We start from the raw sequence: 15633 nt of genomic DNA, 5'->3' as shown, positions 1-15633 counted from the left end.
AGCTTGAATTATAATTAGGCCCTAAGATGCGGGAAACAGTGAAAGAATTTCTCAGTTATCCTTTTTTTCGAGGTAGTTTATCAAGCCTTCGAAGATTAGTTTTCCGTCGCCGTGTTGTGGCATCTGCTTTTGTCTCGTCCAGTTTGGTTGTTGCCACCAGTAGAAGGCTCTTTCTGGATGCGGCATCAAACCAAATATTGTTCCTTCTGGGTTGCATATTCCAGTTATGTCATGGAAAGAACCGTTCGGGTTCGCCGGATACCGCCCATCCGCATACGCTCCATCTTTCATACAATACCGAAAGACTAGCTGGTCATTCTCATAAAGCCTTTCTAAAAGTCGCTTTTCCTTTTCTTTTGCAAATATAAATCTGCCTTCCGAATGCGCAACTGGAACACGCAAAACCTTCCCTTTCGGTATTTTCGATGTAAACAAGCATTTTCCGTTATTCTCATGCTTAAGATAAACCCAACGACAATTATACCCCGGCGGAACATTAGTAGCCAAAGACGCTTCAGGATAAGGACTCATTCCCTCAAAACCCGGAAGCAAACCAGCCTCAACAAGCACTTGAAAACCATTACAAATGCCCAAAATGGGGCGGTTTTCGTCAACAAACGTCTTCAACTCCCTGCCCATCTTAGCCAGTATCCACTTAGCCCATATGGCGCCAGCCCGCACATAATCTCCATAGGAGAAGCCGCCTGGAAAAACCAAAGCGTGATATTCAAGCAGTCCGCCATGCTTGACAAGCTCGTTCACATGCACAACTTCCGCATGCACGCCTAACTCTTCAAACGCCCTTTTTGTTTCCGCGTCGCAGTTAGTTCCACCCACACGCAAAACACAAACCTTAATCTCTCCACGCTTCACAGTTTACACCCCGCTGCTTAATGTTCTCTTCCAACTTGCCAGCAACTCTGCAAGCAACGCGTCAACAACAACCTTTCCATCCAACCCTTTGATGCGCAACCTTGGATTTTCGCTGACCTTGCCTATCTCCGCACAAACCGTGTTCTTCATTAGAACCTCAAAATCCACTTTATCCCTCTCTGAAACTTCAACTAGAAAACGGCTGTTAGACTCCGAAAACAAAACAAAATCATCACGTGCCAACGCCTCGCATGGAACTTTTAGCAAATCCAACTCCAACCCAAGCCCACCAGCAAAAGCCATCTCTGCAGCACCCACTGCCAAGCCACCTTCAGACAAGTCATGGCAGGCCTTAATCAAACCCAAATCAACAGCCTTCGTAATAGCACTAAACGTTTTCTTAGCCTGAGCTGCACGCACTTTTGGCACAGTCTTCCCAACAAATCCTTTCAGCTTATAATACTCCGAGCCGCCTAACTCCGCAAATGTCTTGCCAACAATGTACACCGAATCGCCCACATCCTTAACATCCATCGAAACAGCCAAGCGAATGTCTGGGATAATGCCTAAAGCTGTGATTAAAAGAGTCGGTGTCACTGGACCAAGCGGAGATTCATTGTATAGGCTGTCTTTTCCGGAAATAAACGGCGTTCTAAAAGCCTTTGCAAACTTGTAGCATGCCTCGCACGCTCTAACTAAACTGCCGAGTCTTTCGGGCTTTTCAGGGTTGCCCCACGTAAAATTATCCAGCAAGGCGATTCTTCTTCCGCCAACAGCTACATTATTCCTAACAGCCTCATCTATCGCGGACGCGGCCATCCAATAAGTGTCAATCTTACCGTAGTTCGGATTCATCCCACACGAAATGGCTATGCCCTTCCAAGAATTTTCTAGAGGTTTTATAACCGCTGCGTCATTAGGTCCGCCGTATTCTCCTTGCAAAGGCTTAAGCGTCGTGTTGCCCTTCACTTCGTGGTCGTAACTGCGAATTACGCTTTCCTTGCTTGCAATGTTCGGCGAAGACAAAAGCTGCAAAACAGTCTTTGTTAGGTTTGTTGGCTCTGGAAAAACTGGCTCCTCAAAATTCGATGGTTCATACTTTGCGGTTCTCACAATTTTTGGCGGTTCAAAGAGAAAGGAAATATCCATCTCAGCAACTTTTTCGCCGCAATAATAGATTTGCAAAAGCTTGTCTGAAGTGTATTTCCCAATAGCCGTCGCCTCAACATCTTCATTTTCAAAAATTTCCAAAACCTTACTGAGGTTCTCAGACGGAACAGCCAAAAGCATTCTCTCTTGCGATTCGGAAACATAAATCTCCCACGGAGCCAATCCCGGATACTTCAATGGAACCCTATCAAGCTCTATAACAGCACCGCAACCAAACTTCTTCGCCGTTTCACCAACAGCTGATGATAATCCACCGCCTCCAAGGTCTGTTATCGCCGACGCTAACTCACAGTCGCGAACCGTGATTATGGCTCTTTTCAGTTTTTCCTCTTCAATCGGATTTGCAATTTGAACCGCCGGTCTAGAAACTTCCTCTGATTTCTCCGTCAGCTCAGCAGACGCAAACGTTACTCCATGAATCCCGTCGCGTCCAGTTTTTCCGCCAGCCAAAACAATTACGTCATTAGGCTTAGCGTTTTTCCTGAATTTTTTCAGCGGAAGCAACCCTACGCATCCGCAGTAAACAACCACATTTCCAGTGTAGCTTTCGTCAAAGTATATTGCGCCATTCACAGTGGGAATGCCCATGTTGTTGCCGTAGCTTCCAATACCTGCTACGACACCCATGTAAATATATTTTGGATGCTTCACTCCAGCTGGAAGCTTACTATAATCGAAATCTAATGGTCCAAAACCTAAAACATCCGTGCATACAATCGGGTCAGCCCACACTCCCAAAATGTCTCGGATGACGCCGCCCACACCAGTCGCGGCTCCGCCAAACGGCTCTACAGCAGAAGGATGATTATGCGTCTCAACCTTAGCCGCTACACCATAGCCCCTGTCAAATCGTATAATACCCGCATTATCTTCAAAAACAGAAAAACACCATTTTGGATTAATCTCATCCGTAGCCCTTACAATGTATGTTTTAAAGAGGCTGTCAATCTCTTTTTCGCCCACATTTATCTTGCCTTTAAATGTCTTGTGAAAACAATGCTCCGACCACGTTTGCCCGATGGTCTGAAGCTCCACATCAGTTGGATTACGCCCTTTTTTCCTAAAATATTCTTGGACTGCCTTCATCTCATGCAAATTTAATCCTATGCCAAGTTCTCGACTGATTTCCAACAGTTGCTGGTCTGTAGCCTCGAACACGTTTATTTCAAAAATTGGAAAGGCCGTTTTTCTGCGGATATACAAGCTGCCGTTCATTTTTCTTCCTCAATCGTTACTGTGTAGTTGTCTTTTGTTGGATTCGCCAGAAGCCTTCTACACATTTCATCAGCCTTCACTTCAGCCTCCTTTCTCGAATCAGCATTAAGAATTACACGGTAAACTTTGCCCACATTAACCGTTTTAACTTTATACCCAAGCTCTCTCAGCAAGCGCTCAGTTGTTTCGCCTTCGGGGTCGCTATGTCCAGGTTTAAGGTTAACTTCAATTTTTAAACGGTATTTCATGGGTTAAGTTTGAATTTTATGGAATTTAAACGCTTTTATCAATAACAAGGCAAATTACCACTTCAAAATTATTTTCTTGTCTCTATAATGAATTTTTATGCCCGCGTTGTCGGTCACGTTGCCTATTTGCTCCGCCTGCGCACCTGTCTTCTCCAAAACATCCACAGCCTCATCCTTGTCTCTTTTATCCACTATTACTGCGAAACCCCAACCCATGTTGAACGTCTTGAACATCTCCTCATCAGTTATTGTCTTGCCCAACTTTGAAGCAGTTTTCTGAATTAACTCAAAGATTGGTTGAGGCTTAAAGTTGTCAAATTCAAAGCCTACGCCTTTCGAGAATCTTGCTAAATTGTCAAATTTAAGATACGCATCGCCCGTAATATGCACTGCCGCCTTCACCTTAAGCACATCAGCAACTTTGAGCAATGGCTTAACATAAATTTTCATAGGCTCCAAAGCCTCCAAAACAACCTCACGGTCTAGCCCCTCTGGAATGTCATGAGGCTCATACATGCCACCCCACTTTTTGAAAAGAATCTTCCTAGCCAAAGACACGCCATTACTGTGAACTCCAGAACTCCGCAAGCCAATAATCGAGTCGCCTGCCTTTATGTTTCTCCCATAAATTATCTTTTCACGCGTCACCACGCCTATTGTAGCCACAACCATGTCGAAACCTTTCCCTTCTACCAGCCCCTTCACTACTTCAGCGACATCGCCAATTTCTCCACTCGGCACCACACATTCAGCTTCTACCGCACCTTCCGCTATACCCTTCAACCACTCCCTAACTAAATAAGGGTCTGAAACTTGCGCATGAATATTATCCGCGACGGCTAACGGTTTAGCTCCAGACCTTATAACATCATTAACAGCCAACGCCACAGCATCAACACCAATCGTATCATATTTATCAGCTAACTGCGCGACAAGCACCTTCGTGCCCACGCCTTCAATAACCAAATCCAAGTAACGATCTGCACCAAAAGGAAAAATGTTCCCATAAGGAAGCTGAACAACCTCGCCATAGCCGCTAAACCTGTAAGTTTCCCGCAAAACTTGCAAAGCCTTTTTCGACTCTGCCCTTAACTCTCTGTCAACTCCGGCTTGCGTATATGTAAATTCACGTGGCAACCAACATCGCACCGAATTACAGTGAGCAACATTCATTTATAAAGTGATAGATTGCGCTTCCAAAATCACTACTTAACTCCAGTTGTTTTCCGAAAACTAAGTTTATTGGGCGGGGCAAGCGGAATTCGCTTTTAAGCCGAAAGGAGAAGGGGATTAAAAGCGTGAAATAGACTGGTATTCCGCTTGCCTTTCCGCTAATGTTCCGTAAGTTAAGATTTGTGATTTGGTTTCTGTTGACGCTTCTAACAGCATTTCTTGAAGAATGTAGTATTGTTTCAGAAACGCGAGTCCTTTCTTGCTAGCGATATATAAAAAGCGGTTATTTTTTAAGGTAGCTTCTGCAAAGCCCAGTTGGATTAAGGTTTTTAAATATCTATTAAGCTGAGCAGAGTTGGTATTTGCATGTTTCATTATGAAAAATTTAGATGCGCCATTCTCTCTCATTGCCTCCAGCATCAAGGCTATGATTTCAATACGGCTTCTGTACTTTCTGTAAAATCTGAAACCGTTTTCTTTAAGCAAAGGAATACAAAGCTTCACAGTATAACGTTCCAAACTCTCCGCCCAATAATACTCTCCCTATTGAATAAGTTACGGATTTTTTCGGTAGACTACATTGAAAAGCAGATCAAATACTCGAAAAACTGTTGAAACTATTGAAATCACCATCCAATACGCGAAGACTTTTTAAGCTTGTTTCAACTGAAACTATTGAAAAGGAAGAAAAATGTCTCAGCACAAACCAACATTAGACGAAATAAGATTTTTACAAGAAGCTCTAAGGGCGGACCTTAAAATAGCCAATATTCGATTGCGTGAAGGCGAATATCAATATACTCTCGCCAAAGCTATCGCATCTTTTCAGCTTGAACTGTATTTTCCAGATGTGAAAGATCTCGTGAAAAAATTGTATGGGGAAGAAAAAGCAAATGATATTCAATTTATACGGAAAATTCAAACAATTCTGAAAAAAATGGAAAAAAGCAATATTGTAAAAATTTTACCAAAGAAGCGACCTTGGGATCTACAAAGATATGCTCTTTCAAGTTTTAAGTTTCAAGATACCGATAAAAATCTAGTAATTCTTGTGACCGACCAGGAAATGAGGGATGCAAAAGAACTGCTTGAAACAGCATTAGCTCGGCAACAAGCTATCGTGGCTAAAAAAATAGTAAATATTAAGGTTCAAGCTTTTGCATTTGCATTAATGGCATTTGTGTTATACACAGCAGCTTTATGGGCTATTACACAACCTGTCATTGATCCAATCATTTTTGTTCTCGCTTTCTCTTTTGCTACTGCATGTTCAGTTATGCTTGGGAAATCGCTCGCAAAAATATGATTATTTGCGTATGTTACCTTAACGTTTAATAATTCTACATTCTAACATAAGAGAACGTGGTTAAATTGAAAACATCAATATCGAGTTTGTTTATATTTCTATCTTTATTATCTCTACCCTTCCTACTAGCTTGGAAGACAGATGTAAAAGCGGAAACCAGTGTTATATATGTAGACTCGCGTAACATTCTTGGTCCTTGGGATGGCACTATAGAGCACCCCTATAGAAACATAACAAGCGCGTTAAAAAACGCCTTGGATGGGTATACCATTTATGTTCGAAATGGAACATATGTTGAAAACTTACTTATCAATAAAAGCGTGTCATTAATTGGCGAACATACAGACCTTACAATTATTGATGGTTCTGGAAACGAAAACGTGGTAGTTATAACGGCTGAAAACGTGACGATCAGAAACTTCACGGTTAGAAACAGTGGAGAAGATGCGATGAACTGCGGAATACTATTAAATTATTCCAACCGAGTTGTCGTAAGTTATAATAAAATAATACAGAACACAAATGGAATTAGCCTTCGCTTCTCTAGCAACAACATAGTTCTAAACAATACAATATTTTCTAACGTCTTAAATGGACTAAGTTTGCATTACTCAAGTAGTAACACGATATCTTATAACACAATTACTTATAACATAAATGCGGGCATCTATCTTCTATCCTCTAGCAACAACATGATTTCTGGCAACACTGTGCTCTCAAATTACTACGGAATACATCTCACACTCAGCGGAGAGAACACTATTTATCATAACAATTTTAATAACACTCAGCAAGTGTATTCTGACACTACGAATTCTTGGAGCTATAATAGTGAAGGCAACTATTGGAGTGAGTATTCTGGTCGTGATTTGAATTATGATGGAATAGGCGATGATCCGTACCTCGTGGATTCAACGGTTCAAGATAATTATCCACTAACGGGTATGTTTTCTATTTTCTATGTTGATTTTCAAGGTAAAGCGTATGCTGTACCCTTTATTTGTAATTCAACAATTTCTAATTTCAAATTTGAGGTTGCGACTGAAACAGCAGATAGAATGATAATATTCAATGTTACCGGTAAAGAATCTACTACTGGTTTCTGCAGAATTGTTATTTTAACGGAATTGATGAACTATTCACTTATTGTTACTATAGATAACGAAGAAGTTCAACCAAATTTGCTGAGTCCCTCTAATGAAACACACCGCTTTTTATACGTCAACTATACCTTCAGCACACACACAATCAAAATAATCTCTTCCAAAACCATGTACCTCTACACTCAACTTCTCGGCAATTACGCCCAACTGCAATCAGATTTTGACAGTTTGAACGCATCATATTATGAATTCTTGGACAACTATACCATTCTTTCCGAAAACTACTCTTATCTTCAAGAAATTTACAATCAATTAAACAATGCTTTCCTCGAACATTTGTCAGCTTACAATGAAAGTATACGCAATTTTCAAAACCTAGTCTATATTTTTGCGGCAACTATAGCAATCTTTCTTCTTATCACTGTCTACTTATCAAAACGTGCTCATGTAAGCGCTTCGATTAAGAAAAAAGTAGAAGAGGAACAGTTAACATAAAACTGGTATCCCTAGGGCTTTTAGGTAATGAAAAACCTAAATTATCTCAAATGATGGATTTTGGTGAAATCATTCGTGTCCCTTGTTTGTATGCTTGTTTATTTGTGTCGACAGTGTTCCTAGTTACAGTATCTTTGATGGCGTTCTGAATTGCCTTTTCACTGACGATGTTTGTGGCTTTTACTAAGGCGCCAAGCATAATTATGTTTGCATATACTTTGGCGCCGAACATTTTTTCGGCGTTCTCTGTCGCTGGAATCTGAAGCACTTTTGCTGTTATCTCCGGTATTTTCTTTACGTATGTACTGTCGACAAGTAACACTCCGTTTTCTTTCAAGTCTCTGAGATGTTTCTCGAGGGCTTGCTGACTCATTGCGATTAGTATGTCGCTTTTTCTTACCGCAGGAAAACCAATTTTGCTGTCTGATATTATCACTTCGCTTTTTGCTGCGCTTCCTCTTGCTTCAGCACCGTAGCTTTGAGTTTGAACAGCATTTTTTCCATCGTAGACTGCTGCTTTGCCTAATATTTGACCTGCCAAAACTACGCCTTGCCCGCCAAGTCCGCTTATTCTAACTTCAATTTTCATCGATTTTTTGTGCCTCCTCAATCATTTTGTATACATTGTCAACAAACGTGGGGCGTTGTCTTTGGATAAATTCGCCTACAACTATCTTCTCGGCTAACTTGTCTTCATCGAGTTTCTCTGCTTGTTTTATCGAAACAGAATTTTCTTTGAACCACTTTAGCATTTCTCCAGCATCTTTAAAACCCACTCTTCTTCCAAAAGCTGTTGGACATTGACTTACTGCCTCAATGAATCTGAAACCTTTCATTTTCATCGCCTTTTTTATGGTTTCTCTTAATTCGTTTTGATGTATTGTAGTCCAGCGCGAAACGTAACATGCTCCGGCCGCAACGGCTAATCTCGTGGCGTCTAATGGTTGCTCAAAACTTCCATAAGGGGTTGTTGTAGTCTTTATTTTAAATGGCGTTGTCGGTGCGACTTGTCCACCAGTCATTCCGTAAACCATGTTATTAACCATTATGACGAGTATGTCTAAGTTTCTTCTGGCTGCATGGATAAAGTGGCTTAGGCCTATACCCACTATGTCTCCGTCGCCACCGAAAACAACCACGTTAACGTCTGGACGGAGTAGCTTTACGCCTGTTGCGATTGGTATGCTTCTTCCGTGTGGTGTATGGATTGAGTCGGCAATGAAGTGTGGTGATGGAATCCATGCTGAACAACCGATTCCGCTGCAAAAAACGAATTTGCTCAGGTCTTCGTGGCCTAGTTCATGGACGGCTTTCAAAAAAGCGTTCATAACTGTGAATATGCCGCAGCCTGGGCAGAAGGGCATCTCGATGTCTCGGAGATATTTTCTTATTGAGAATTGCTGCGTCATTTCTTCTCCTCCTTCGCTACTTCTTGAATTTTAGCTGTTAACTCTTCTGGCGTGATTAATTCTCCACCGCCAATTTTGTTTAATGGGATTATCTCCGCTGAACCCTTTGCGGCTCGTTCTACCTCGTAAAATATTTGTTTCAAATTCATTTCTGGCACAATTATCTTCTTAGCCGATTTTGCTAGTCTTCTGATGATTTGTTCCGGAAAAGGCCAAAGAGTCCTCAATCTCACATATCCAGTTTTTATTCCCATTTTTTCCGCATTTTCTGCTGCTTCGTAGATGGCGCGTGATGTGCAACCAAAGGCGACTATACCTATTCTGCACTTGTCGACATTGTAGCTTTCGTAATCTGCAATTTCTTCCGCGTGGTTCTGTATTTTGTTGTTGAGTCTCTCTACGAGGCGTCTATGCACAATCGGGTTGGCTGTTGACCTAACACCATACTCGTCATGGGTTGACCCAGTAACGATAACATTGTAGCCTTCGCCAACTGCTGGCATAGGCGGGACTTCTTCATTGCCAAAAAATGCTTTTTCTCCAGTTTTTGGTTTTCTGCGGTTAATTATTTCTATACGTTCTATTGGCGGCACGGTTACCTGTTCTCTCATGTGAGCGACTATTTCGTCTGCAAGAAGTATAACTGGAGTGCGATATTTTTCTGCATAGTTAAAAGCTTTAATGGTTAACGTGAACATTTCTTGGACGGAGTTTGGCGCAAGCACAATAGCTGAGTAATCGCCGTGAGTGCCCCAGCGAGCTTGCATCACGTCTCCTTGCCCGCATTTTGTGGCTTGTCCAGTGCTTGGTCCTACCCTTTGCATGTCGGCTATCACGCATGGCGTTTCAGTCATAAACGCGTAACCTATCAATTCCTGCATTAAGCTAAAGCCTGGTCCTGATGTGGCGGTCATGGCTTTGTTTCCTGTCCAGCTTGCGCCTATAACTGCGCCTAAAGAAGCCATTTCATCTTCCATTTGAATAGTTATTCCACCAACTTGTGGCAAACGTTTAGCCATATGTTCAAATAATTCGCTGGCTGGCGTTATTGGATAGCCTGCAAAAAAGCGACATCCAGCAATTATGGCGGCTTCTGCACATGCTTCGTTTCCTTGCCAGAAATAAGTATTCAGCTTGGCTATTTTCATGAATTTTGACTTCCTTCGTTATGTGGTAGAAAGATAGTAATAGATAAAAGTTCAAGTTAATTATTTCTTTGCATGTTTTATGATTGCATTCGTAGACTCATTGAGACTCCATTAACAATAGAAGATTTTTCCACAAGTCTTATCTTTTTGCATAGAATTGTTTTATGATTCTTCGGAGAAGGGAGAAATATGTCTGCAAGAATGGCCTTCAAGATAATGGTAATGTTGTTGTCAGTGAGCATGTTAGTATTGGCACTTAAAGGCAACGGAGTCAGTGTTAAAGCCGAAGGTGAGGTTGCGACAATAAGAGTGCTTAACCCGGAAACAAATGATAGTTTCTTTATACTGAAAGCTTCAGAATACCCTATCGGCAGTGTTTTTACAGCAGTGTTCTCTATAACTCACGTTGAAAAATTGGTCGCATGGGAGATTTCTGTTTCATGGAACAACAGTATAGTAAACTTCCAAAACGTTTCGATACCAGACGGCAATGTTTTTGCCTCTGCTATTGACGGAGCCACATTAATAACTTCCGCTTCAAGTGATGTTGTAGATGATACTGGATACTTAAAAGTGAATGCAACATTATTACCAGAAACACCTGTAGATGTCACAAATCAAGGAGTGTTATGTCAAGTCAACTTTACAATACAACAACTTCCAAGCGATGAAGTATTGTGCACAGAAATAACGTTCGTACAGCAAGAAACTTTCGTCGTCTTGGAACTTGGACAAAAGCCGGTCTTCACAACGTCTGCATATCTCTGTATACTTAATTTCTCACCTATACCCGACATCAATGATGATGGAGTTATAAAATTCGATGACGTCATGGCAGTCGTAGATGCTTTTGGCTCATATCCAACTCACCTAAGATGGAATCCACACGTGGATTTGGACCTGAATGGCAGAATAACAATGGCAGATATAGTTGTCATATTAATGAACTTTGGAAAAACCTACCCATAATTCCCATTTTTTCTCTCCGCCCTAAACCGTTAACTCGTCACTGTGATTAATCGATTATACGTAGCTTACGTGCCACTTTTCTGTATCTAACAAATAACATTGCTTGAAATTTGGGTTATCTAACTTTCATGATTCTAATCAACACTTTTGGTTCAGCTAATGGCAAACTCAAGTTTGAGTGCCACAAGCAAAATCTATAATACATTAATGGAGTTAACACTCGACCAGACCAAAAGCAGTATTGACTCAATTGACCTAAATCTTAAAGAATCAAGCTTCAATAATCAAAATAGTTGCGGTCGTAGTCCAGTCTGGTTAGGACATCGGCTTCCCAAGCCGACAACCCGGGTTCAAATCCCGGCGACCGCACTGTTCTCGGCTTCTTTCCTTTTTTCAGCAATAATTTATATTTCATGCGGCCTAATTATTTCTTGGAGAGATAGGCTCTTTGTTTAGCGTATTAAGCGTTCATGCTCCGAAAATATTTGCGTTTACTGGGTCAACCTTTACATTTTTTGGCATAGCATTGTTGAAACCGTTAGGTTTTTCTGTGGAAGCTACTACCTTTCTGAGTTTAGGAGCCGTTTTTCTGACGATTTTTGTTACATTACATTTTGAGATCTCTCGAAAGAGTTCTTTTCAAGAAAAAGCCTTCGCCACAATCTTATGTGCCTCTTTACTTTTTGTAACACTAGCGATAATCACCTACACCCTTGTTAACGTTGAATACGAGTGGATTGAAACAGCGCAAGGGGGGTATGCATATTATCGATCTAATGATTTGGCTGGAACATTTCTCGATCCTCGCTCCGTTGCTCCACCCGCTGGGGTAACACCAAACGCCAACCCTCATTATAAACTTGAATTAAAAGTGGCACATGTGTATGCAGATTATGCTATTCTTTTTTGTGAAATAGGCACAGCACTTTTCTTTTTATCTGTTTATATTAAACGAAAATTTCTCTAAACCTTCTAATGTCAAGTTTTGGTTTGGTATTCGATCCTTAAAAGTGTATTATTTAATTCGATATTAAATTAAAAAGAAAAAAGGGTTATGGGTAGGTTTTTCCGAAGTTGCCGCATGTTATGACTATGTCGCCCATGTCTACTTTGCTGTTTCCGTCTACGTCGTAGTTTGGATTATGGGGACATAGTATGCAGGGTGGCGTGTGCCAGTACCATCCGTCTGCTCTAAGCGTTGACCCGAAAGCACCAACAATAAGCACTATATCATCCATCTTCACTTTAAAATCACCATCAACATCGCCAGGAATAGTCACTTTTATAGTACTATCTACGAGTTGGTTGTCGTATACGTCTATTTCGTCGGGTACAACCGAACTGGAAGCCCATACTGTGTAGATTCCTTTTTCGTAGCTGTTGGTGTTCCAAGAGAAGTTCAGAATGATTGACATTCCTGCGGCTAGGTTGTTAACTGTTTGAGTTCCGATAACTGTTGAATTTGTGCAAAGTGTTACTTCAAAGGTTTCTTGGAAATCGCCTTCGTTCGTTACGGTTATGCTAATGTTTGCGTTGTATCCTTGTCCTACAATGGTTTTGTTTGGCTTTATGCTGGTGACTGCCACATCATGGTCTGGGTATGGAAACATGCATGGGTATACCTTAGAAATAGCTACGGAATGAATTGCTCCACCGGTCATCCAACTCCACTTAAATCCAGTATCCTTGTCAAAGAACCAGACGTTGCCTGTGTTATCTCCTGCAACTCCGTATTTTCCGGAAAGTGTAAGATCCACTGACTGAATCGAGCCTGGCATTATGCCGATTTTTTGTTGAATGGTTGCGTCGTTTTTTAGGAGGTAGGTGTTGTGTGGTGTGCCGCCTGTGGCTATGTAGTTGCCGCTTTCTGAGATTGCTACTGTGTAGAAGTCTGCCAAGGGGTTTTGTGCGCTTCCTATGTCCTTGTCTGGCCAATAAGTCCATACTGGTATTGAGTCTCCGGCGTCCCAGCCGTTGCCGCCGTCATTCCAATAGATGGCGAGGGCGCCGACTGAATCGCTTGGGTCGTCGTTAACTACTACTATGCTTTTTCCGTGGCATGGCATGTCAACTCTCCAGAATGCTGATTGTGGAAGGTTGGCTTGCCAAACTTGAAGGGGCGGTGTTGTTTTCATTTTAATTAAGCTGAGTTGGTTAGGTGCTGGCCATGATCCGCCAGTATAGGTTATGTAGCTGCCGTCTCCAGAGATGGCTGCCCAGAAAGCATGCACGTCAGGGGACTCCCAAACAGGAAGGCCGTCTGAAGCTTGCCATCCTGGTATTCAGTTGCGCATGTGCGAGAAGTAATGCACTTGTCCGTCGATGTTTCCTAGGCATATTATGTAGTTTCCATCTTGTGAGATTCGTACTAATGTTTCGCTTATTTGGTGGTAGAATTGCCATATTTGGTTTCCATTCTGGTCGAACAAGTACAAACCTTGATCTGTTGCGGCCGCTACTACGACTAGGCCGCTATAGGCGTTGTATTTTACGTCGACTGATTTGGATTCTGTTCCCGCCCAGCCGCCATTATAGCTCGTGGACACGTTAAGGTTTGATTTTACCCATTGAAGATTGCCGAGAGCGTCAAACAGCCATAGGTCGCCTACTCCGCTGGAAGTTCTTGTTCCTGCAGCTACAAATGTTCCGTTGTTGTCCATCGCAACTGATATTACTGGTTTTCCAAGCTGTTGTTGCCATTGTAATGCACCGAAGAAGTCCCAGACATAGAGGTTCGTGTCTTCTGAGCCTGCGGCGACGATTCCTGTTTTGCATGAGGTTACAACTGCATATTCTATCTCTGTGAAGAGTTGTTCACCAGGCAAGTATTCGCCGTCGAATTCAAGGAATTCGTCTGGAGTGTTTTGACATGAGCCGAAGTTGTCGATAATATATTCTGCTGGATAGTCATAGAATCCGAAGGGTCCGCCTGGGCTTGGTGATGGTCCTATTGGATAGAAATCGTGCGAAACGTATAGTGCGTCGTTGTGGAGTGTTTCGGGTATTCCTGTGTGTGGATGTGGAGGTGGTGGCAATACTCTTCCTTGTGAAAGTCCCATTTCCGTAGCGTCTATGTATGGGTCGCTTATTGCAAGCTTCCAATTTGCGGAGTCAACGCCTGCGCATGTCACGTAGTGTCCGCCGACACGCACCCACTGTTGTATGTACGGATTAAACTGCCAGAATCCGAGAAGCAGTACTACGTCTTGGCACTTTTTGATTTCTTCTCCTATCCAGAGGAAGCCTGGAGCTTTCTGCAAGTGCACGTAGAATTTCCAGTCGAGTCCTTGGCGTGATATGTATTCGTTGAGCCCCATAGTCATCTCATGCACTTCCGTGCCGCAATGTTGATGACCGAATCTTTGACCGTTAGTGTCCATAAGAAAAGCAAGGTCTTCGACGAAGGGTGGAACGTTTTGCGGGTCATGGTCGTCCCAAACTCCAGGTGCGTAACTTTGGACTAATGGGAAATTGTCATTGATTATCGGTGGGGGTATTGGGTTTGGTTCGTGTTCTGAGTCAAGCCACCATAATGAGTTTGCTATTGCTACTGGTCCACAGTAGCTCCATGTGCCGACTGGTGGGAACGGGTTTATCCACATTTGCGTGCCCCATTGTTTTTGGTCGAAGTCTGGAACGCCGCTTGGTGCGTAATCGGGGTATGGTGGTTTAAAGTACCAGCTGGTTTGTGTAACGCGTCCATTTATAATTTTATTAACTGGAATGGGGTTTAGGTATGGGTCGAATAAATAGTATTGTGCTATGGTTAAGTCGCTTATTCCTCCGCCAGTACAGCGGAATGTGAAATGTGCTAGCGGTATGGAACCATGAATGGGAGGTTCAGCTACGCTTTCTATTTGCATGTAACCGTTCGCATCATCGATTATCTTGTTTGTAGTCGAAAAGGGGGGAACCGCTTCAACATCTACTGCGTCAATAATTGAAGTGTCGTAGGTCAAAATTATTCCGTCCATATAAACGTCGAAAAAGCTATCTACCCAAACAAATACATCGAAAAACGGTTCATCTGGAATTTCTTGTTCTGGTGGGTCAACACGAAGTGTTGCTGGTTCTTGTCCGTGTACGTTTATGTTACTGATTATCGGCATGGTCAACATGAAACAAAGCAGCATAGTCGCTACTATTTTTCCAGTTATTTTCTGCATTTTTCCTTCTCCTTTCCCTTTTTTTACTATTCAAACAGTTTCAGAATAATCCAAACGATGGTTCAGACTAAACTGAAAATGTCTGTAAATGAAGTATTAGGTTATCTATGGCATAAAAGGTTTCTGTAAACTTATTATAGAACAAAAATTCGCTTGCCCATTAAATCTATCATTTGCAAAATCGTCTAATAATTTAAATTTCTCGGTTGATATAACAAGCTAATTCTGACTTCAACGTGTTTACTACGGCATAATGGGCAATGTGTACTACCCTACAACGAAAAAAGAAACTGACAAAGGTCCCCTTTACACCAGGGCAATAATCTTCCTGACCTTTTTCTTTCTTGTCTCTTCGCAA

Annotated in this window: 14 protein-coding genes and 1 tRNA gene; 5 read left to right on the top strand and 10 right to left on the bottom strand. The window is 42.0% G+C overall.

The window, feature by feature from the left end; all coding sequences use genetic code 11:
* Positions 1–51 precede the first annotated feature (51 nt).
* The 5 genes from purQ to QXW63_04815 all read right to left on the bottom strand — a co-directional run bounded on the left by purQ (position 52) and on the right by QXW63_04815 (position 5198).
* Positions 52–873, bottom strand: coding sequence for a phosphoribosylformylglycinamidine synthase subunit PurQ (purQ, locus tag QXW63_04835; GenBank protein ID MEM3461216.1), 822 nt, complete (start codon positions 871–873; stop codon positions 52–54).
* Positions 874–876: 3 nt separating this feature from the next.
* Positions 877–3258: a phosphoribosylformylglycinamidine synthase subunit PurL gene (purL, locus tag QXW63_04830; GenBank protein ID MEM3461215.1), complete on the bottom strand. Its 2382-nt coding sequence runs from the start codon at positions 3256–3258 to the stop codon at positions 877–879.
* The gene (gene purS / locus QXW63_04825) at positions 3255–3506 is read right to left on the bottom strand and encodes a phosphoribosylformylglycinamidine synthase subunit PurS (GenBank protein ID MEM3461214.1); all 252 of its coding nucleotides are present in this window, start codon (positions 3504–3506) and stop codon (positions 3255–3257) included. Before purS ends, purL begins: the two co-directional genes overlap by 4 nt.
* A 54-nt stretch (positions 3507–3560) precedes the next feature.
* Positions 3561–4643 (bottom strand): phosphoribosylformylglycinamidine cyclo-ligase, encoded by a 1083-nt coding sequence (gene purM / locus QXW63_04820; protein ID MEM3461213.1) that lies wholly within the window; start codon positions 4641–4643, stop codon positions 3561–3563.
* A gap of 153 nt (positions 4644–4796) precedes the next feature.
* Positions 4797–5198 carry a winged helix-turn-helix domain-containing protein gene (locus tag QXW63_04815; protein ID MEM3461212.1) on the bottom strand — a complete coding sequence of 134 codons (402 nt, stop codon included), beginning with the start codon at positions 5196–5198 and terminating at the stop codon, positions 4797–4799.
* A 172-nt stretch (positions 5199–5370) separates the two neighbouring features.
* Here QXW63_04815 and QXW63_04810 point away from each other — a divergent pair, with 172 nt between their 5' ends.
* A complete protein-coding gene (locus QXW63_04810; GenBank protein ID MEM3461211.1) occupies positions 5371–5985 on the top strand; it encodes a hypothetical protein in 615 nt (204 codons plus the stop codon).
* A gap of 56 nt (positions 5986–6041) precedes the next feature.
* Positions 6042–7583 carry a NosD domain-containing protein gene (locus QXW63_04805; GenBank protein ID MEM3461210.1) on the top strand — a complete coding sequence of 514 codons (1542 nt, stop codon included), beginning with the start codon at positions 6042–6044 and terminating at the stop codon, positions 7581–7583.
* 46 nt (positions 7584–7629) lie between these two features.
* Here QXW63_04805 and QXW63_04800 read toward each other — a convergent pair whose 3' ends face one another.
* From QXW63_04800 to QXW63_04790, 3 genes are read right to left on the bottom strand one after another with little or no spacing between them, the layout of a single operon-like run.
* Positions 7630–8172: a 2-oxoacid:acceptor oxidoreductase family protein gene (locus QXW63_04800; GenBank protein MEM3461209.1), complete on the bottom strand. Its 543-nt coding sequence runs from the start codon at positions 8170–8172 to the stop codon at positions 7630–7632.
* Positions 8162–8992 (bottom strand): thiamine pyrophosphate-dependent enzyme, encoded by an 831-nt coding sequence (locus tag QXW63_04795; GenBank protein ID MEM3461208.1) that lies wholly within the window; start codon positions 8990–8992, stop codon positions 8162–8164. The genes QXW63_04800 and QXW63_04795 overlap by 11 nt, the downstream gene beginning before the upstream one ends.
* A complete protein-coding gene (locus QXW63_04790; GenBank protein MEM3461207.1) occupies positions 8989–10140 on the bottom strand; it encodes a 2-oxoacid:acceptor oxidoreductase subunit alpha in 1152 nt (383 codons plus the stop codon). The genes QXW63_04795 and QXW63_04790 overlap by 4 nt, the downstream gene beginning before the upstream one ends.
* Before the next feature lie 189 nt (positions 10141–10329).
* Between QXW63_04790 and QXW63_04785 the strand changes: the two genes are divergently transcribed.
* The 3 genes from QXW63_04785 to QXW63_04775 all read left to right on the top strand — a co-directional run bounded on the left by QXW63_04785 (position 10330) and on the right by QXW63_04775 (position 12076).
* Positions 10330–11109 (top strand): hypothetical protein, encoded by a 780-nt coding sequence (locus tag QXW63_04785; GenBank protein ID MEM3461206.1) that lies wholly within the window; start codon positions 10330–10332, stop codon positions 11107–11109.
* 295 nt (positions 11110–11404) lie between these two features.
* Positions 11405–11478 (top strand) — tRNA-Gly (locus QXW63_04780).
* Positions 11479–11557: 79 nt separating this feature from the next.
* The gene (locus QXW63_04775; protein MEM3461205.1) at positions 11558–12076 is read left to right on the top strand and encodes a hypothetical protein; all 519 of its coding nucleotides are present in this window, start codon (positions 11558–11560) and stop codon (positions 12074–12076) included.
* Between the two features lie 85 nt (positions 12077–12161).
* Here the strand turns inward: QXW63_04775 and QXW63_04770 are convergent, their stop codons facing one another.
* Entirely contained in the window at positions 12162–13340 is a 1179-nt protein-coding gene (locus QXW63_04770; GenBank protein MEM3461204.1) for a CARDB domain-containing protein, read from the bottom strand.
* A 51-nt stretch (positions 13341–13391) separates the two neighbouring features.
* Positions 13392–15275 (bottom strand): cohesin domain-containing protein, encoded by a 1884-nt coding sequence (locus QXW63_04765; GenBank protein MEM3461203.1) that lies wholly within the window; start codon positions 15273–15275, stop codon positions 13392–13394.
* Positions 15276–15633: the final 358 nt, after the last annotated feature.

This window comes from Candidatus Bathyarchaeia archaeon (assembly GCA_038873195.1).
Lineage (GTDB): Archaea > Thermoproteota > Bathyarchaeia > Bathyarchaeales > Bathycorpusculaceae > DSLH01.
This window is presented reverse-complemented; position numbering and strand designations above follow the sequence as displayed.